This is a genomic window from Vibrio sp. B1Z05, assembly GCF_052955985.1.
Genome location: NZ_CP130464.1, coordinates 901,595 through 921,636 on the forward strand (window position 1 = coordinate 901,595; position 20,042 = coordinate 921,636).

Sequence of the window (20,042 nt, forward strand, 5' to 3'; positions counted from 1 at the left end):
ATTTAAATCTATTTGTCACATGGCTGATTGATGAGGTGATAAAGTGGAAACCACAACGGATTTGCAAGTAAAAACAGGCTTTAAAGTGCCCATTGCGGCGCTATCACTTTATGCAATATCTTCTGCTTACCTCATGACTCTCGTACCACTGTTACTCAGTAAATACGGTATCGATGATAGCAATGCCAGTTGGTTAGCAAGTGTGTTTTATTTAGGTTTATTTGTCGGCGTAACATCAATTAAGTCACTTATTACCTACATTGGCTATCGTTTAGCTTTCATCACCTGCTTATTATTATTCATTGCCACTATTATTGTCCTTCCACTGGCGCCAATCGTGGCGATATGGTTTGTGGCTCGTTTTGTGGCAGGTGTTGCAGTGGCGGGATTATTTGTGGTCGTAGAATCTTGGTTACTTGCAGGGGACGAAGCCAATAGAGCAAAACGTTTTGCTTTATATGTATGTTCGTTCACTGGCGGTGTTGCACTTGGGCAATTAGGCATTGGTTTTGTGGGCGTGCAAGGCGCGTTACCTTTTGTGGTTATACTATCGCTATTATTTATCTCAATGCTAGTCATGTTGCTCGTCCCAACCCAACCGCCCTTGATTCAACATTCTGTCACTTTATCATTAAGAAAAATTTCACATCTCAACCACTCCGCGATTATCGGTTGTACTGTCGCGGGGTTAATACAAAGTTCTATTTATGGATTGATGCCAATTGAACTTTCCAATCGCGACATATCACAAACTGATCTTAGTCTTTTAATGGCACTGATTATTGTGGGTGGCATGTTAGTGCAAGCAATTATTCCCAAACTAATACGAGTTTCTGGACGTACACCTTTGATGGGGATGTTCTGCATCCTTGGTATCTTTGCCGTAGGTTTAATCATTCTAAGTAACCGCCTAAATGTGCTCGCAATTAGCTTATTGTTGATTGGCATGACAAGTTTTGCTCTCTACCCTATTGCTATCAACTTGGGCTGCGATAAGTTAAATAAAAACTGTATCGTCTCTGCAAGCCAAGTGATGCTGTTTAGTTACAGCCTAGGCTCTGTTGTTGGCCCCTTAGTCGCGGGGTGGTTTATGGGTAGCACACAAGGTTTGATGACCTATTTGCTAGCGATTATGATGAGTACTGCTATTTATATGGCGGTAGCGAGTGTTCGCACACATAAACATGTCATCGTAAAATAATAAACTCTAGCCAATGACGCCCCTTTGTTAGTTCACTACCAAGGGGCGTTATAGATCTCAGAAAAGGTTTTGTTTGCGTTGACTATCTCGTTGTTAATGATCTTGGTAACTTCTCAGCACTTTCACCGAGCCTATAGCTGTAGAACGATCGCTATGATCTTACTTATTTTCCGAGTCACTCTATGCTTAGTACAAATTATCGCCTCCAACAGCGTAAGTATCCCTTCCTAATACATATCAAACTTAGCTGAAATCTAACCCATCTCTGTCAATGCGAAGATTTGTAAACCTTGTTACTCGTCATTACGACTATCAAGATCTATAGCTTCTATTACTGACCAATAAGGCAAACAATCTAGGTTATTTCATTGTCGAAATAACGAGCACTTAGTTTCATATTAATATAAAACTAAGTGCTTTGATTTTCTGCAAGCAAGATAAAACTCAAAATAAAGTGTAACAAAATATAGAGATCCTCATCACACGAATCGTTAAATAATACAATAATACTCAATGATAAATAACACCTCGTAAACCACTGATTTAAAACATATTTTTAAGCGGAAAATATGTTTTAAATCGTGTTTTCCGAATAAACAGCACTTAAAAACAAGATCTGAATCACTGTTTGAAACATCTCTAAGAGTAAGCTTTTGTCCATAGATATTACCAAGAGGTAGAAAATAATGAACAAACATGCACTCGCCATTTTAATAGGATTGGCACTCGCTGGGTGTAACAGCGAATCCAATACAAACTCCACCTCTCAAACTCAAGTTAAAGAGCCAGTAACTGCTTCTCAGCCAGTAGTAACCGAGTCAAATACAAAGACTCCAGAAGTTGTAAAAGCACCAACTACTACTCCATCGAATGAAGTAGCTAAAGCACCAGCGACTACACCTTCAGGTGTTGCTCTAATACAACCTGAAAACCAAAACGACTCTATATTTGAAAGTTCAGGTATTCCATCTGGCGTTGTAATGGTTCCTAGTGTTAATTGTACAGAAACCTTTCAATCAGTAAGTAAGCTACAAGATGCTGCTGAGGAGCTTGTTGACGCGCTTAAAGATGAAGACAACCCAACAAAACCAGCTGCAAATACAACCCTGTGTTTAGCTGACGGTACTTATGATAAAGACCTTGAATTAAAAATCTCCGGATTTAAAGTTGCTGCGGAAAACCCTGGTCAAGCAATCCTTAAAGGTGGTGAAGTATCCGTTGCAATGGGTGGTGAACACAGCCAATTCCAAGGCTTCGTTCTAGATGGTGTGAAATTTGACAGTGCTTTAATTAATACTCGTCTAAGCAGTAGTGATATTTGTCAAGATTGTCGTATTTCTGAAGTATCGGTACTTAACGCTGTAGGTGAAAATGAATACGGTAACTTAGTTAAAGTTTACGGTGGCGGTACTTGGTTAGACCATAATATTTTTAGTGGTAAAACTATTAAAAATCCTATGGTTTCATTGGTTCGTGAAAAAGGTTTATCAACAGAACAACGTGCACACAAAATCGTTGTTTACAAAAACTACTTTGCAAACCGTCCACCAGCAGATGGCAAAATCTATGCAGGCTCTAAAGACAACGACTATGAAGCCATTCGTACTGGTTTAAGTGAAACTCATGGTGAAGACAGTAACTCTTTTGTTGTTGGTAACCTGTTTGAAAACATTCAAGGTGAAGCTGAAGTTATCTCTAACAAAGCCAGTCACAACACCATTAGTTTCAACACTATCCGTAATAGTTATGGTTCTCTTACCAACCGTCACGGTCACGCCAACACCATTGAAAATAACTTCATTCTTGGTGAAGGTTACCCACTAGCAGGCGGGATTCGTATCGGTGACTCTGACCATCAAGTGAACAACAACTACATCGAAGGTACACGTTACTTAAGCTCAACTCACCACGGTGGTATTGTTCTATTAGGTTCTGATAGTGATCAAAAAGATGGCAATGGTACCGGCAATGGCTACCAATTAGTTACAGATGTTCATGTCTCTCACAATACCATTGTAGATAGTGTAAATAGCTTCAACCTAGATGGTGGCGGTAAATCACATCAACCAAACCATGTTTTCATTGACCACAACATTGTTGAACAAGCGATTGGCCCAGTATTCAAAAGCTCTGACCGTGGTTTACCAGAAAATTCAGAAATTATTGGTAACCTATTCTCTGGTCAACAAGTTGCCGATAGCGATGGAATCAAACAATCTGATTTAGCATCTCAAAACAGATTTAAATCAGCGGTTCTAGCACGTGATGATCATGACAACTTATTCCGTCCAACAGTAAATAGCCCAGATCTCACTGTAGCTGTGCAAGCTACTAAAGCACTTGATTCTATATATGATATGGATGGTCAAGTACGTAGCACTACTACTACAATCGGTGCAGATGAACCCAGCACCTCTGAAATCAAAGTGAAACCACTGACTTTCGCTGATGTAGGTCCTGTAAGCTACACAGTTCCAAAACCTGCTGCAATTGTGATTACTGCACCGATTAAAAATAGTAATTTTGAAAACTGGTTAACTGACTGGGATAACGGTAAAGGCGACTACTACACAGTTACTGGTCAAAATGCATTCTCTGGTCAAACACTAGAACTTGCTAACAACGGTTCTATTAGTCAAAAAGTTGATGTTCTACCAAATCATCACTACGAGCTAAGTGCCTTTGTAAAAGGTAACTATGCACTGTCTATTGATGGTAAAGAGCTGACTAAAGGTGCTGTATCTGGCGACCAATACAAATGGGTAACTGTGCCTTATGATTCTAAATCAGCAACAAGTGTAGAAAGTGTAGATTTATCATTAAGCATTCCTGAGTATGTGACTGTCAACGCACCAGTTACTGACCCTGACTTCACTAACTACTACCACAAAGATGCTGGTAGCTGGATTATCCATGAAGAAAGTGGTGATGTAGGTTCTTCAAGCGACAGTGCATTCACCGAAAAAGGTTCTATGCGTCTACGCTTTAAACTTGACGATGATGCAACTAATAACTTCCAAGACCAACCTGGTGTAAGCCAAATTGTTGATGGATTGCCAACCAACACAGACGTTACTTTCTCTATGTACTACTGTGACAAAATGGGTGACAACTCTATTGCAAGCCTTGGCTTTGGTGCTAAAACTGTAGCCGCTAAATCACTACAAGGTGCTGTTCTTGGCCAATCAGTTGCTCACAATAAAGACTTAGCCGATGCTGCGAAAGGCACATACAAAGATTGCTTCAAACATGTATCTACAACCTTTAACACTGGTGACAATGGTAGCGTTGAACTCTTCGCTAACTTAATCATCGATCAAAGCTTAACTAGCGACGATGTTAAAGCTGATAGCAACTACAAAAATGGCAAACTTGAAGTTCGTATCGACCACTTTGCTCTTACTTACCAAGCTAAAGCAAGTGACGACTTAACTGCAAACTTTGACGAAGTGCGCCTAGCAACTCGTACTGACCAAAATACTCCAAAAACTGATGACTAATCCATTAGTTAATTATAACTAGCCAAAGGCACCTCAAATGAGGTGCCTTTTTTTACTCTTGTCACTTTATTCTTGCCACTATTGCCTTGCTCGCTTATTAAAGCTCATTGTCTTCTGCTACTTCCCAGCCCTTAGCACTACTCATCAGCAAAACAGTCATAGACTTTATTTATAGCAACCCTAGTCATCAATTGTAGGTTCTAGCGTAGCAACAGCATTGAACGTTTTGATTATATAGCTATGGCTTATCGGGAAGCGAACGCTTTACTTGGTGGTTTTTCTACGCCATTTATGGATGGGTAATATTAAGAAGATACATTATAAGTAAGCCATCCTACCTGCGTAGCTCAGCAATGCAGAACCTAATATAACTATGGCTATAAAAAGAAAGCGACATACAGAGAAGAGTAATGTCTAAAGAGTCGTAAACAGTTGGAATAAAAAGAATTACAGCGTTTTCGAAGTGAAATAATAATTTGAGTTTTCAGTGATATTTACAGCGTTCTAAAGAAGTCTTTTAGCAGGCACACCCCTTCAATAAATACCAAGGGTTGCGCCCGTTATTTAAGCATTAACGCTTATAAGTCACTGCTTCACTTTCATCTAAGTGAATAGATGTTTGTGCAGGTTTCGTCTCTGCAATCACCTGTCCGTGACGAACAGAATAACGCACAGGAACTTGGCGACGCACAGCGTCAAAACCATTTTCTGCAGGAAGGATAAGAAGGCTAGCGGGTTTGCCCTCTTCAATGCCGTATTGATCTTGAATATTTAACGCCTTGGCGGAGTTAGTGCTGATCAAATCTAATGATTGGTTTATCTGATCGTAACCCATCACTTGCGTGACATGTAGCCCCATATGCAGAACTTGAAGCATGTTTGCGGTGCCCAATGGATACCAAGGGTCAAACACATCATCGTGACCAAAACAGACGTTGATATTCGCCTCTAGCATCTCTTTAACTCGGGTAATGCCACGACGCTTAGGGTAATCATCGAATCGACCTTGCAGGTGAGTATTCACCAGCGGGTTTGCCACAAAGCTAATGCCTGACATTTTAAGCAAGCGGAATAAGCGAGAAGCGTAAGCCCCATTGTATGAACCCATTGCAGTGGTGTGACTTGCCGTCACCTTATCGCCCATTTGGTGTTTATGAGCCAATGCCGCTAGCGTTTCGACAAATCGCGATTGCTCATCATCAATTTCATCACAATGCACATCAATCAAGCAGTCGTATTTACGCGCTAATTCAAAAGCAAAATGCAGCGATTCCACCCCATACTCACGAGTAAACTCGAAGTGTGGAATAGCGCCAATGACATCAGCGCCAAGCTGTACGGCTTCTTCTAATAGCTCTTTACCGTTAGGGTAAGACAAGATGCCTTCTTGAGGGAATGCTACAATTTGGATATCTACCCATTGCTTCATTTCTTCACGCACTTCGACTAAAGCGCGCAGTGCCAACAACGTAGGATCAGAGACATCAACATGAGTTCTAACATGCTGAATACCATTCGCTATTTGCCATTTTAAGGTTTGTTTTGCTCTAGATTTTACGTCTTCAATGGTGAGCGTTTGTTTGCGCTCAGCCCAACGTTCAATCCCTTCAAATAAGGTACCAGAGATATTCCAGCTAGGCTCACCGGCTGTTTGCGTGGCATCTAAGTGAATGTGTGGCTCACAAAAAGGAGCGACCACTAATCCGCCTTCAGCATCTAGCGTTTTGCCATTAAATTCGGTAATCGAGTTGGCATCAGCAATGCGTTTAAATTTGCCGTCTTCGATTAAAATCTGTTGCAGATCGTTTTTATCCGCCAAGCGAACGTTATTAATTAATAGTGAAGTCATAATGCACCGTTACGCCGTTTGTTTATCAAGTGATTTTTTGTTTAACGCAGGGTTTAATATCACATAAGAGATAGCGCCGCCCAATACCGCATTTAAAGGTACGATACCTGGGATAAATGCACCCGCTGCCACGCCAATCGCTACCGCAATAATTGCTGCCCAATTCACGGTGACAAACTCAGCTTTAGCGAAGTTTTTGTAACGCTCTTTGTTCATCACAAAGTCGGCAATGATAACGCCGCCAATCGGTGGAATCGCCAACGACAAGAAGGTTAACCAACCCACAAAGTTATTGTACAGCCATAAAGCAAATACAGTACCAATCAAGCCGTTAATGATAGAAAGCATAGTGCTTGAACGGCCGGTAATATTCGAAAATCCGAGGCCAGACGCGTAGAGCGCATTCTCGTTGGTCGTCCAAATATTAAGACCTAATACCACAATTGCAGGCAGCAATAAGCCCTGAGCCATCATCACATCAGAGATATCCGCTTGACCGGTCACAGCTGCGCCTGCCGCGCCAAAGATAAACATTAAAGAGTTACCGATAAAGAATGCCACCATAGTGATCACTACTGCGCCAGAAGCTTTTTTACCAAAGCGCACAAAATCGGCAGTCAACGTACCCGCACTGATAAATGAGCCCACAACCATAGCTAACGCAACCGAGAAATCGATTGGTGTTTCAGGCTGGATAAGTTGCAATTGATCTACGCCACCCACAGAGTGCACTGCGGTCAAAACCGAATATCCACCTAATACTGCAATAGCAGGAACGGCGATAGCTGATAACACCATTAGTGCCTTAATGCCAAAGTAAACCGTACCCGTCATTAGTAGGCCAGATACAACAATCAAAATGTTGGTATCAATGCCAGTCGCTTTTTGCACAGGAATAGCAAACATAGCTACACCCACACCAAACCAACCCACTTGAGTTCCGCCAAGTAGTGCCGACGGCAACCAAGAACCTTTAGTACCAAAAGAGAAGCGAGCTAATAAGTGAGTGGAAAGTCCAGTAGAAGCGCCGATGTAACCAAGAAAAGAAGTGTAAATACCTAGAATAAGGTTGCCGATAATCACGGCGAGGAAGAAATCGTTGAAATTAAGCCCTGTACCTAGTGAGCCACCTGTCCACATACTTGCTGAGAAGAAAGTAAGCCCTAACATCACCATTGTAAGTGATGCCATACCCTTTCGAGCATTCGCCGGAACCGGACCAAGACTGTAATTGTTGTCGCTTGCCATTTTTATCTCCGTACTACATAAACCAAAAGACCGTATATGTGTAAATTTCACACAAACGGACAATATTATGGTGATATAAATTACAGAGTCAATTTATTTTGATACATATAAACGTTTGCTTTTTATTTATATATCATAAAACATTTAATATACAACAACTTGAAGTTTTCATAATGACATTAAAATTCATTAAATACATACATAATTCAAATGGTTTATTGTTGAATTAGCAGTAAGAATCATTTACACAAACAAAAAATAAACCCTACTCTTTTGGTAGGGTTTATTTTATAAGCAACGCATTAACAATGAATATTAAATATTAAATATTAAAAGCAAATAGTAAATGCATTATTTAGCTACCCAAGTGTGTTCAACTAGGCATTGTTCACCTTGTAAGACTCGCCCTATAAAGCAATCGCCTTTAGTCACAACCCCAACACCTTTTGGGGTGCCTGTCATCACTACATCACCTTCTTCAAGCGTCATAAACTGAGCAAGCTGCTCTTTTATTACTTTAGGTGGATACAGCATTAACTGAACTCCGCCTTGTTGAATCAAAGTGTCATTAATCCAAAGTTGCAAAGATAAATCGGGGCCTGCGGGATCAAACGGCACAAATTCGGAAAATAACGCCGAGCCATCAAATGCTTTAGCACGCTCCCAAGGCAAGCCCTTATTTCTAAGGCGAGTTTGACTCTCACGCTTGGTAAGATCTAGCCCCAATGCCACCGCTTTAAATTCACCCTCTTTCACTAAAAAGCTCAGCTCGGCTTCATAGTGCAGTGCTTCACCTTTATCACTGTGTAAAGTTGTACTAATTGATGAATTAGGTTTTAAGAAAACCACCATATCCTCAGGGATTTCATTTCCTAATTCTTCAATATGAGCCACATAGTTGCGGCCAACACAGACAATTTTACTTGGCGTATAAATTTGATTTAGAGCGCGAACCGTATTTAATGGCATACTTTAAAACCCTTATATCTGAATTATTCGGCTTTTATAACAATATCATAGTGTCGAGAAACATCAGCAGTAACCTTGCCCCAAAAAGAGTCTTTTACTCGGCGTTGATGAAATTCAAAGGAGGGTTTATCGATAAACTCTTCGTAGACATCGAAGCGTTGTGGTGTGTCCGCTGATTGCTGAACACGAAAAGTCATATTGCCACACTCTGCCTGAGTCAAACGAATGTGCTCAGGCAAAGCATGGAGAACGGCGTCAAGGTCTTTATCAGGCACAATGATGTAGCCTGACAAAATCACCTTAGCCATAACTGTGATTATCCGCGATAGTAACGCTGAGGTACAAACGGCATTTTCTCAACCGTCATCGGCAGTTTTTTACCACGTACTTCGGCGAAGATCTCTGTGCCTACTGCCATCAAATCACTGCGCACATAAGCCATAGACACCGGCTTACCTGCGTTAGGGCCCGCTGTACCACTGGTTACAATGCCCACTTCAACATCGTTGGCATCAAACAGGTTGCAACCTTCACGCACTGGCGCTTTGGTTTGCCCAACTAGGCCGACACGTTTGCGTTTTACGTCTTTGGTCGCAATTTGCTCAAGGATGATATCGGCGCCAGGGAAACCGCCTGCACGCTGACCATCAGCGCGACGGACTTTACTAATACCCCAAAGCAAGCTTGCTTCGACAGGTGTCGTTGTTGTATCAAGATCATGACCGTAAAGACAAAGACCACATTCAAGGCGAAGTGAATCACGAGCACCTAAACCAATCCATTCTACCAAATCAGAATCCGTTAGCGTATTCGCAAGCGCTGCGGCTTGCTCACTTGGCACTGAAATTTCAAAGCCATCTTCGCCTGTGTAACCTGAGCGGCTAACGATACATTCAACGCCAAGTAGCTCAAGTCGAGCCACATCCATAAACACCATCTCTTTAACCGCAGGGTTTAAAGTGGCTAATACATCTACCGCTTTTGGCCCTTGCAGTGCAAGTAAAGCACGATCTTCAAGCACTTCTAGCTCAACACCGTCTAAAAGGTTGGCTTTTAAGTGTGCTATATCTTGTTCTTTACACGCCGCATTCACTACTACAAACAAATGATCGCCAAGGTTAGCCACCATTAAATCGTCCATGATGCCGCCTTGTTCATTGGTAAAGAAGGCATAACGCTGATTACCGTTTGGCAAATCAATAATATCTACCGGAACCAAAGCTTCTAGTGTTGCCGCCGCATTTTCACCAGTTAGGCGCAGTTGTCCCATATGGGAAACATCGAAAAGACCGACCGCATCACGCGTATGTAAGTGCTCTTTTTTAACCCCTAATGGATATTGCACTGGCATATCGTAGCCGGCAAAAGGCACCATTTTTGCGCCGTGTTCTACATGTAAAGCATGCAGCGGGGTCTTTAGTAAAGCTTCAGTCATTGTCTCTCCTTAGTCGCGCTCTAATCCCAACTGTTGATGTGGTTTAGAGCAACATATTCTTTATGATTGATTCTGTTTCTTAATCAAAGCAAACGTTTGCTGTCACTATAGGAAACTTCATCTCTTAACACAACCACTACATTAGCCGTGGTTTATTTGGCTGTCACCCACAGGATTTGTGCATCTTGTTCACTGCGTGAAATCAATGCGTGTCCCATGTTTGCGTCGTAATAGACGCTATCGCCTTCAGCAAGTACTAAAGGCTCATAAAATTCTGAATAGAAAAGAACTTCACCAGAAAGTATCAATAAAAACTCTTCTCCATCATGGCGAACCCAACCTTGAAACTCATCAAAACTGCGTGCATGAATCAAAGATTTAAACGGCATCATTTTCTTTTGCGACATTTCAGTAGCAAGCAATTCATGCTCATAGGTCACGGTTGGATGCGGTTTACCCATGCCTTTCAATGTAATGTCTCGACGACCGCTCGCGCCTTTATTTTCGGGCGGTGCGAATAATTGAGGCATATCAATATTTAAGCCATTGGCTAATTTTTGCATCGCCTGAAACGTCGGGCTAATTTGTTCATTCTCAATTTTACTTAACGTTGAACGAGCCAAGCCAGTGCGCTGACTCGCCTCTTCCAATGTCAAACCAAGCTGGCTACGAATCGTTTTGATTTTTTCGCCTAGCTTTAGTGGCTCTACACTGTTTTCAACGGAGGACTTCTCTACGCTAAGCGATGGATATTCATCCAATGTCGGTTCTTTCATGAGGCCCTTCACATAAAATTAATAAAAATATCTTATGAAAAAGTGTGCCTTAAAAGCGCCTTCGTATGAAGAGCATAAGAGAAGATTTAGTGAGAAATAAGTAGCAAAGTTGAATTTTTTGTTTCCAATAGGAAATTTCGACTTGAGAATGTACACAACTCAGTTTATTTTATCTTCAATACAAAATTTTTATTAATTTCAATCTGATTAAGTTGGAGATTCAAAATGGACAACACTCTAAAGTTTGCTGATAGCCATGAGTGGGTGAAAGACAACGGTGATGGTACTGTGACAATCGGTATTTCAGAGCACGCTCAACAAATGCTTGGTGATGTTGTTTTTGTCGACCTACCAGAAGTAGAAGACAGCATTGAAGCAGGTGATAGCTTCTCTCTTGTTGAATCTGTAAAAGCAGCGTCTGACATCTACGCTCCAATTACGGGTGAAATTGTTGAAATTAATGAAGAGCTAGAAGACAGCCCTGAATTAATCAACGAAGAACCGTACGAAGGCGGTTGGATTGTTAAAGTGAAGCTTGAAGATCCTTCAGAGCTAGACAACTTAACAAACGCAGAAGACTACTTAGCGAGCATCGAAGACGAGTAAGCTGTAGTCCGAGTTTATTGAGTAAAAACAATAAATTCAAAAAATCCCCGCGATTGCGGGGATCTTGCCATTTAGAGACACGTAAAAGTAACAGAGCGACATCACTGCATATCCACAGCGGGCTATTAACACTCTTTGCTTATGCATCTAGGAAATTGACTAACACCTAAAGTCTCATAGTAAGGCTTCAAGTAAGGTATAAAGGAATTATGACTGATCTACTACGCAGTTTAAGTACAGACAACGAGTTTGTTTCACGACATAACGGTCCCAACTTAGCTGACCAACAAAAAATGCTTGAGCGCATTAAAGCGACAAGCCTAAATGAATTGGTGCAACAAACCGTGCCGCAGCAAATCCAGCTGGAAAAACCATTAACTCTAGACGCGCCGCTTAGCGAAGCAGGCATGCTAGAAGAGATGAAAAAGTTTGCTCAGCAAAACCAAGTCAAGCGTACCTTTATTGGCCAAGGTTACTACAACACCTTTACGCCAAACGTTATCTTACGCAACGTACTAGAAAACCCAGGTTGGTACACAGCATACACGCCGTATCAGCCAGAGATTTCTCAAGGTCGTCTTGAAGCCCTACTGAACTACCAACAAATGATCATCGACCTAACCGGTATGGAGATTGCAAACGCTTCTCTACTGGATGAAGCGACAGCCGCTGCTGAAGCGATGACTCTTTGTAAACGTGCTGGCAAAAGCAAAAGCAAAACCTTCTTTGTCGCTGATGATGTTCACCCACAAACAATTGAAGTTGTAAAAACTCGCGCAGAGTTTATTGGCTTTGACGTTGTGGTTGGCGCAACGGACTCTTTACCTGAGCAAGATGTGTTTGGCGCACTACTGCAATACCCAAACACCACAGGCGAAGTTCGCGATCTCACGGATATCATCAGCCAAGCACAAGCCAATAAAACCTTAGTGACTATTGCGACCGACCTACTCGCTTCAACGCTGTTAAAGCCAGCTGGCGAAATGGGCGCCGATGTAGTCATTGGTTCAGCACAGCGCTTTGGCGTACCTATGGGCTATGGCGGTCCTCACGCGGCATTTATGGCTACGCGTGACAAACACAAGCGCACTATGCCGGGCCGCGTTATCGGTGTGTCTATCGATAAAAACGGCAACCAAGCACTGCGCATGGCAATGCAAACTCGTGAGCAGCACATCCGCCGCGAAAAAGCGACTTCAAACATTTGTACCGCGCAAGCATTGCTGGCTAACATGGCGGCGTTTTATGCGGTATTCCACGGCTGTGAAGGGTTAAAAACCATTGCTCGTCGCACCCATCACATGACCGCAATTTTGGCTGCTGGCTTAACCAAACAAGGTTACGAGCTTTGCCACAATTCTTTCTTTGATACGCTGACTATCGCAACGGGTGATAGAACAGACGCGCTTTATGGCGCAGCGCAACGCGATAACATCAACCTTCGCAAACTGGATGGTAAGCTAGGCGTAAGTTTTGATGAAACCACAACCGTTGCCGACATTGTTGCACTGTTTAGTGTCTTCCAAGTGAGCGAATCGATTGAAGCGCTAAGCAACGAAGTATCACAAAACGAATTTGCCGCAATCCCTGAAGATTGTCGCCGCAGTTCAAGCTTCCTAACGCACCCTGTGTTCAACACTTATCACAGTGAAACTCAGATGATGCGTTACCTAAAACAGCTTGAAAACAAAGACTTCTCACTAACGCACGGCATGATCCCGCTGGGCTCTTGTACTATGAAGCTCAACGCTGCCGCAGAAATGATTCCAGTGACTTGGCCAGAATTTGGTTCAATTCACCCGTTTGCTCCTACCGAGCAAGCCGCAGGTTACACTGCACTGGCAAAAGATCTTAAAGCTAAGCTGTGTGAAATCACCGGCTACGACGATTTCTCTTTGCAACCAAACTCGGGGGCTTCTGGTGAATACGCCGGTCTAATTGCCATTCAGCGTTACCACCAATCACGCGGCGAAGGCCATCGTAACGTCTGCTTGATCCCAAGCTCTGCGCACGGCACAAACCCAGCATCAGCCTCTATGGTGTCGCTAAAGGTAGTGGTCGTGAAATGTGATGACGATGGCAACATCGACATGGCAGATCTAAGCGCTAAAATCGAAAAACACGCTGATAACCTATCTAGCATCATGATCACTTACCCTTCAACACACGGCGTGTTTGAAGAGCAAGTAAAAGAAGTGTGCGAAATGGTGCACGCCGCGGGCGGTCAAGTGTACCTAGATGGCGCGAACATGAACGCACAGGTTGGCCTTACCAGCCCTGGCTTTATCGGCTCTGACGTATCGCACCTTAACCTACACAAAACATTCTGTATCCCGCACGGCGGCGGCGGTCCTGGTATGGGTCCAATCGGTGTTAAATCTCACCTTGCCCCATTCCTACCGGGTCACATCGAAAACGGTGAACACGGTCAAGATTACTCTATCTCTGCCGCAGATATGGGCAGCGCTTCCATCTTACCTATCTCTTGGGCATACATCGCCATGATGGGTGAGCAAGGCTTAACTAAAGCCACAGAAGTTGCGATTCTAAACGCCAACTACGTGATGGAACGTTTACTGCCTTACTACCCTGTATTGTACCGTGGTAAAAACGGCCGTGTTGCACACGAATGCATTATCGATATCCGCCCTCTAAAAGAAGAGACTGGTATCAGCGAAGAAGACATCGCAAAACGCCTAATGGACTACGGTTTCCATGCGCCAACTATGTCATTCCCTGTAGCCGGCACATTAATGATTGAGCCAACTGAGTCAGAAGACTTAGAAGAGCTAAACCGCTTCTGTGACGCGATGGTCGCCATCCGCAAAGAGATGAACAAAGTCCGCGACGGCGAATGGCCATTAGACAACAACCCACTGGTCAACGCCCCACACACCCAAGTTGACCTAGCCAGCAGCGAATGGGATCACCCATACTCACGCGAAATCGGCGCCTTCCCATCCAAATCACAAAGCATTTGGAAATACTGGCCAACCGTAAACCGCGTAGACAACGTGTATGGCGACCGCAACTTGATTTGTACTTGTCCAAGTATTGATGAGTATGTGGAAGAGTGATTGGTGTTGATCACAGATAACTAAGTTGGAAACTGACTGATAGTACAAAGGCGAACCGTTTGGTTCGCCTTTTTTTAAACCCTAGCTAAGCCAAGATACTCATACCAATCGTACATTTATGAATTTGGCTGAACCTAATTTTAGTAATGATAACGACACGAAATTATCGTTATTACTTGATCATCGACTGCGTAAACAAGTCGATTAGTGTCGTCAATACGACGAGACCAAAAACCAGATAAATTTTCTTTTAATGGTTCAGGTTTACCAATACCCTCGAAAGGAGAGCGCTTAACATCGTTAATGAGTTTGTTGATTCGCTTGAGTGTTTTTTTGTCTTGGGTTTGCCAATACAAGTAGTCATCCCAAGCATCATCCGTCCACGACAGTAAACGTTGACTGCTACTCATCAATTAACTCGCGTGTAGTTGTTTTGCCTGCACGATACTGTTCTATCGAACGGTTTAGGTGTTCAGCATTTTGAGGAGAGCGTAGTAAGTGAACTGTCTCCATAAGACTATTGTAGTAATCTAAAGACATAACCACAGCATCTTCAGAATCACGGCGTGTAATAACGGTTGTGTCTGCATCATTAACTACACCGTCCAAAACCGCTTTAAGGCCATTTCTAGCCTCAGTAAAAGATACTATTCTCATCAGAATCTCCACATGTACATTTAATGGGACAAGTATAGTATTCACTCACATAGTTGTACAGTAAATTGGACATAATCTATTGGAAAGTATTGATAAGGAAACTAACGTCCCATTGAATAATGAGCAGTACCACAGATACATTGTATGAACTTTCAAATACGATAATTGCAACTACTTTCTTGTATCTATCTGAATTTATCCTCTATTTTCTTATTCAACCTCCCTCTACGACATAATCAAAACCGTGTATCCAACGAAATCAAGGCACTTTGACGATCGCCAAAGCCGAATTCACCGATGATATTAAAGGTGGGGTTAATCACATAATTAAAACCAACAACGGCGTTCCATTCATTGGCTAGGCTTTGCTCTACAATGAAGCGTCCTTCATCATCGCCATTAACGAAATCCAATAAGCCTTCCAGAGCTGAGGGCAATTCAAGGTCGCTAATTTTGCCTTTTAGAGTTTGTTGGATATTTTGATATTGTGCGCCGCCCCATACTCGTATCGGCACGCCATGATTAGTAAAGTCGTAGCCAAGTCTTGGGGTTATGACGATGGAATCAATCCCGCCTTCGATGACAGTTAAATTGGTCTTGGTGTAGCTGGCATCAATGATGGTAAACCATTCTTTATAACCACCCGCTAGCACTAAGCCGCCACCGTACATATTGCCATCTAGGTCTAAAAGAAACCTTTCATCTTGTACTGGTTCAAAATCTATTCCGCCAATATCGACACTGATATTGGTTTCCGAATAACCGCTGATTTTCCCCGCGATGGCATAGAAGTTTAAAAAGGGAAATAGCCACATATCGGCTCGCACGGTAAACACATCACTGCGCTGAAAACCAGGGGATGTCTCTATGCCGATAAGTTCAGCAGGGATAGGCTGCTCTGGTATCACTGTAGGAGGTCTGCCCGGAATGATTGGCGGAATGGTTATCTCAGGGGTTTTTAAACCGTCAAACGAAATAGAGTCGACACTAATGCCTTGCTCAACTCGCATGTAGCCAACACTGATGCCAAATGCTTTGGGCAGAACATAACCACGCTCTTCCGCTTCTGACTTCCAGATCGGCAGTTCAAATGATGTCGCAGATGAATATAAAGGGGCAAAAGAAGTGCCAATAATGACAGCGGCTTTGGAAAAACATCTCAGTTCCATTAAGAAGTCCAAAAGATAGATAATGATGAATCACATAACAATAACTATATACGCTATAAACAAAAAAGTGAGATTTTACACAGATTTAGAGTCATCTAGTCAGGTTATTGGCGAGCTTTTCCATGACACATACAAAGGTCTCGAGCTCTTGTTCGCTCAGATCTTGCTGCATCTTATCTTGGATTTTTTGTTGGGCATTGGATATTTGTTGACTCAAGGCGATGCCTTGTTCAGTCAAAGAGAGCAGTTGACTGCGTTTGTCTCCTGGGTTTGGGGATTTGATTAACCAACCGTTGTTGATCATTTCTTTGACTAAACGAGCCACTTGCGCTTTATCACGAGAAAAGTGCTGCACAATATCATTGGCAGTGCATTGTGTATTTCGCTCAATGAAAGAGAGGCAACGAGCGTGCATTCCATTTAAGGCAGAATGTTGGGTTTGAAGCTCAGCACGAATGGCATTTCGGTATGAGTGAACGATATTAAAAATCGCTTCTGAAACTGTGTTCTTGTCCATGCTTAGCCCTTTAAATTACATCAATCAACTGCTGTCATTAAGTTGATTTTATCTACTTAATAGGCTCGACTCAAGTTACTGTTGTCACTCAGCACTAGGATTTCACTAGAAAGAAAGGGGAACGCCAACAAGTGTCTACTCAACAACGATGTATTGAACAACATCCTCATCAAGTAAGCCGTGTTTATCGATTGAATCAAAGTCTAATATTTGTCCAAGAATCAAAGCTGATTTAATAACAATAGTGGCTATCGTTAGTACAAGAATGGCTCTATTTAAGCTTAGCTTGGCAAAGTTCTTACGGATGTGTTTGTCAGAAACGTCTTTTCTTTGTGCAGATGCAATACCATCTTTTAAAGACTGCATCGATTTTCTAGCCGCGACAGCTAAAACTACTAGCAATAGCACACTCATCAAATCAAAAACAATCGGCCAAGACAAAATAGCACTCCAAATCACAAAGACAAAAAATTCAAAAGAATTATAGTAATACAAATAAACTTATACCGTGGGCACTTTCACATTTTTGGTCATTAATTACCACGCAAATAACAAAATAAGTGATCAGGATCACACTTTACATTTTCTTTGTAATTTTATTTCATAATTAAATTACAACACGAGTAACTATTTGCTTATAAAATTTTCAACATCACTCTATATATGCAAGTCATAGAATATAAGTGCCAAACACATTAATAATAGTATAAAAGGCATATGACAACCGCATGTCCAAATACAATAAAGGGCCTAGATATCACCTATCTAAGCCCTAATTCATAGTTATTCAGCTGTTTATTTTTTTGATGGCTTGTCTAACAGTTTCTCCCAATAAGTCGCACCTTTAATGCCAAGCTTTACTGGATCAAATGTATAGACGGATACGCCACGTTTTTTTTGCTCTTCATAATCTTTCAACGCTTTTAGAGCAGGTTTAGACATAACGAAGATAATCAAAATACCAATAATATTGAGCCAAGCCATCAAGCCTACCCCAACGTCACCCATCGCCCATGCTAAATTGGCTGATCGAACCGTGCCATAAAAAACCGAAGTAATAATGACTAATTTGAGTAAGAATTTTAAGCCGTTAATTTTAAAAGTACGACGGATATAAGCAATATTGGTCTCCGCTATGTAGTAATAAGCCAAGATAGTGGTAAAAGCAAAGAAGAACAGTGCGACGGCAATGAAAGGCTTACCGATGCCGGGAAGTGTGTTATCAATAGCTAATTGAGTAAATGCAGGACTGTTAGCGCCAATATTTGCCGCAATGTTTTGCACAATAAATACACCTTCGCCTGCACCTTGGACATTGTACATCCCAGTAATTAAGATCATAAATGCGGTAGCAGAACACACCAACAAAGTATCGATATAGATAGAGAAGGATTGCACTAAACCTTGTTGCGCCGGATGATCAACGTTGGCCGCTGCCGCCGCATGTGGGCCTGTGCCCTGACCTGCTTCATTAGAATATACGCCACGCTTAACGCCCCAACCGATTGCAGCACCAAAGCCAGCCATAGGTGTAAACGCGTCGCCGATGATCATGGCAAAGATGCGAGGCACCTCTGTAATGTGCAGCAAAATGATAACAAATGCAGTTAAGACATAAGCCAAAGCCATAAAAGGCACCACAATTTGGGTAAAGTTAGCAATGCGCTTAACCCCACCAAAAATGATAAAGCCAAGTATTATTGATATGAAAGTACCAGTAACAACCTTCGCAAAGCTAAATGTTCCGATCGCAGTTTCAATCATAGGACCGGAGCCAAATGCCGTTTCAACCGCATTACCGATGCTGTTAGACTGGACTCCTGGTAATAGCACCCCACAAGCAAAAATGGTGGCGATAGCAAAGATCCATGCGTACCATTTCTGACCCATTGCCTTCTCTATATAATAAGCTGGACCGCCGCGAAACTGACCTTCGTCTTCTTCTTTATATATTTGAGCTAATGTCGATTCTGCATAAGCCGTCGCCGCGCCAAAAAATGCCACAACCCACATCCAGAAAACCGCTCCAGGCCCACCAAAACCAATAGCGGCGGCAACTCCTGCGATATTACCTGTGCCCACTCGCCCAGATAAAGAGACGGCTAATGCCTGAAATGACGAAATACCTTTCTCAGAACTTTTTCCAGACAGCAATAAACGCCACATTTCAAAGAAATGACGAATTTGAACAAATCGAGTTAGGATGGAATAGAATAATCCCGCACCTAAACAGAGGTAGATAAGAAAGGGACTCCAAATAACCCCATTCAAGAAATCTACTAAGCCTTGCATAAACAACTTCCTTATTGAATAAATAGTGCAAATAAAAATCGAAGGAAACAGTATCTTACTTATGTAACTTGATCCATATACTTCTCGTAATAATTCGTATCACGCAATATAAGATCCAATGCAAAGGAGGAGGGAGTAATTTAAAAAGATGATTCAGCTCAACATTTTTAATGAATCAAAGAACACAATTTTTCTGGTGCATCATTTCGCTTTGAGAGAAAGCATAATATCAAACTGTGCCATGGGCTTATCGCCATGTAGGGTTGGGCAGAGGGCAATAACACGCATGTCTTTGTTGACCCGCTTACCGGTGGCGATAGTTTCTTCTAGCATTTGGTCAATAAGCTGTCCATCATGGCAAACAAAATGCACATCACTTTCCGGACGCATGAAAAACTCAGCGTTAAGCCCTTTAAAGGCTAATGATATCTTTCGCCCCTGATCCTTGGCTTTCATTGCAGCTAAAAATCCACCAGCCACATCAGCGCCAACCACTAATGCCCCAAGATACATGCTATTTAAATGGTTTTTAGTGCGCCTTCGTAGCGGAATTTTTATCTCTACCATTTCTTCATTCATGGTGATTATTTTAGGTCGACTCAACCACAATAAAGGCACTTTAAAAAAACCAAAGTAAGCAAGGTATAGATTGGCTTTTTGTAATGTAGAAAGCATAACGGTCACCGAAAATGAACTTGTCGTACCAGTTAAGCAACACCACTGTGAGTTGTCAAAGAAATGTTAAT

The 20,042-nt window shown here is 42.2% G+C and carries 17 protein-coding genes; 4 read left to right on the forward strand and 13 right to left on the reverse strand.

Annotated features, from left to right (window positions below; all coding sequences use genetic code 11):
- Positions 1 to 43: 43 nt before the first annotated feature.
- Both QV280_RS16575 and QV280_RS16580 read left to right on the forward strand, forming a co-directional pair.
- Complete coding sequence (locus tag QV280_RS16575) at positions 44 to 1,201, forward strand: MFS transporter (RefSeq protein WP_367869552.1); 1,158 nt, start codon at positions 44 to 46, stop codon at positions 1,199 to 1,201.
- A 686-nt stretch (positions 1,202 to 1,887) separates the two neighbouring features.
- Positions 1,888 to 4,701 (forward strand): polysaccharide lyase 6 family protein, encoded by a 2,814-nt coding sequence (locus QV280_RS16580; protein ID WP_152820104.1) that lies wholly within the window; start codon positions 1,888 to 1,890, stop codon positions 4,699 to 4,701.
- A 571-nt stretch (positions 4,702 to 5,272) separates the two neighbouring features.
- Here QV280_RS16580 and QV280_RS16585 read toward each other — a convergent pair.
- The 6 genes from QV280_RS16585 to QV280_RS16610 form a co-directional block, all read right to left on the reverse strand.
- Positions 5,273 to 6,550, reverse strand: coding sequence for a cytosine deaminase (locus tag QV280_RS16585; RefSeq protein WP_152820105.1), 1,278 nt, complete (start codon positions 6,548 to 6,550; stop codon positions 5,273 to 5,275).
- Positions 6,551 to 6,559: 9 nt separating this feature from the next.
- Positions 6,560 to 7,798, reverse strand: a complete 1,239-nt coding sequence (gene codB, locus QV280_RS16590) for a cytosine permease (RefSeq protein ID WP_152820106.1) — start codon at positions 7,796 to 7,798, stop codon at positions 6,560 to 6,562.
- Positions 7,799 to 8,149: 351 nt separating this feature from the next.
- Positions 8,150 to 8,767: a fumarylacetoacetate hydrolase family protein gene (locus tag QV280_RS16595; protein ID WP_152820107.1), complete on the reverse strand. Its 618-nt coding sequence runs from the start codon at positions 8,765 to 8,767 to the stop codon at positions 8,150 to 8,152.
- Between the two features lie 23 nt (positions 8,768 to 8,790).
- Positions 8,791 to 9,075, reverse strand: coding sequence for a putative quinol monooxygenase (locus QV280_RS16600; RefSeq protein WP_152820108.1), 285 nt, complete (start codon positions 9,073 to 9,075; stop codon positions 8,791 to 8,793).
- An 8-nt stretch (positions 9,076 to 9,083) separates the two neighbouring features.
- Complete coding sequence (gcvT, locus tag QV280_RS16605) at positions 9,084 to 10,202, reverse strand: glycine cleavage system aminomethyltransferase GcvT (protein WP_152820109.1); 1,119 nt, start codon at positions 10,200 to 10,202, stop codon at positions 9,084 to 9,086.
- Between the two features lie 152 nt (positions 10,203 to 10,354).
- Positions 10,355 to 10,978, reverse strand: a complete 624-nt coding sequence (locus QV280_RS16610) for a helix-turn-helix domain-containing protein (RefSeq protein ID WP_152820110.1) — start codon at positions 10,976 to 10,978, stop codon at positions 10,355 to 10,357.
- 225 nt (positions 10,979 to 11,203) lie between these two features.
- On the opposite strand from QV280_RS16610, the gene gcvH reads away from it, so the two are divergent.
- Positions 11,204 to 11,584: a glycine cleavage system protein GcvH gene (gene gcvH, locus QV280_RS16615; RefSeq protein ID WP_021713911.1), complete on the forward strand. Its 381-nt coding sequence runs from the start codon at positions 11,204 to 11,206 to the stop codon at positions 11,582 to 11,584.
- Positions 11,585 to 11,793: 209 nt separating this feature from the next.
- Entirely contained in the window at positions 11,794 to 14,661 is a 2,868-nt protein-coding gene (gcvP, locus tag QV280_RS16620) for an aminomethyl-transferring glycine dehydrogenase (RefSeq protein ID WP_152820111.1), read from the forward strand.
- Between the two features lie 140 nt (positions 14,662 to 14,801).
- On the opposite strand, the gene QV280_RS16625 is transcribed toward gcvP, so the two are convergent.
- From QV280_RS16625 to QV280_RS16655, 7 genes are all read right to left on the reverse strand, one after another.
- Positions 14,802 to 15,071, reverse strand: coding sequence for a Txe/YoeB family addiction module toxin (locus QV280_RS16625; protein WP_039452891.1), 270 nt, complete (start codon positions 15,069 to 15,071; stop codon positions 14,802 to 14,804).
- Complete coding sequence (locus QV280_RS16630; protein WP_152820112.1) at positions 15,064 to 15,318, reverse strand: type II toxin-antitoxin system Phd/YefM family antitoxin; 255 nt, start codon at positions 15,316 to 15,318, stop codon at positions 15,064 to 15,066. The genes QV280_RS16625 and QV280_RS16630 overlap by 8 nt, the downstream gene beginning before the upstream one ends.
- 236 nt (positions 15,319 to 15,554) lie before the next feature.
- A complete protein-coding gene (locus QV280_RS16635; protein ID WP_152820113.1) occupies positions 15,555 to 16,487 on the reverse strand; it encodes a hypothetical protein in 933 nt (310 codons plus the stop codon).
- A gap of 91 nt (positions 16,488 to 16,578) precedes the next feature.
- Positions 16,579 to 17,004 (reverse strand): MarR family winged helix-turn-helix transcriptional regulator, encoded by a 426-nt coding sequence (locus QV280_RS16640; protein WP_152820114.1) that lies wholly within the window; start codon positions 17,002 to 17,004, stop codon positions 16,579 to 16,581.
- Between the two features lie 135 nt (positions 17,005 to 17,139).
- A complete protein-coding gene (locus QV280_RS16645) occupies positions 17,140 to 17,445 on the reverse strand; it encodes a hypothetical protein (RefSeq protein ID WP_023404567.1) in 306 nt (101 codons plus the stop codon).
- Positions 17,446 to 17,799: 354 nt separating this feature from the next.
- The gene (locus QV280_RS16650) at positions 17,800 to 19,296 is read right to left on the reverse strand and encodes an alanine/glycine:cation symporter family protein (protein ID WP_152820115.1); all 1,497 of its coding nucleotides are present in this window, start codon (positions 19,294 to 19,296) and stop codon (positions 17,800 to 17,802) included.
- 201 nt (positions 19,297 to 19,497) lie between these two features.
- Positions 19,498 to 19,971, reverse strand: a complete 474-nt coding sequence (locus QV280_RS16655; RefSeq protein WP_152820116.1) for a DUF4442 domain-containing protein — start codon at positions 19,969 to 19,971, stop codon at positions 19,498 to 19,500.
- Positions 19,972 to 20,042 lie beyond the last annotated feature (71 nt).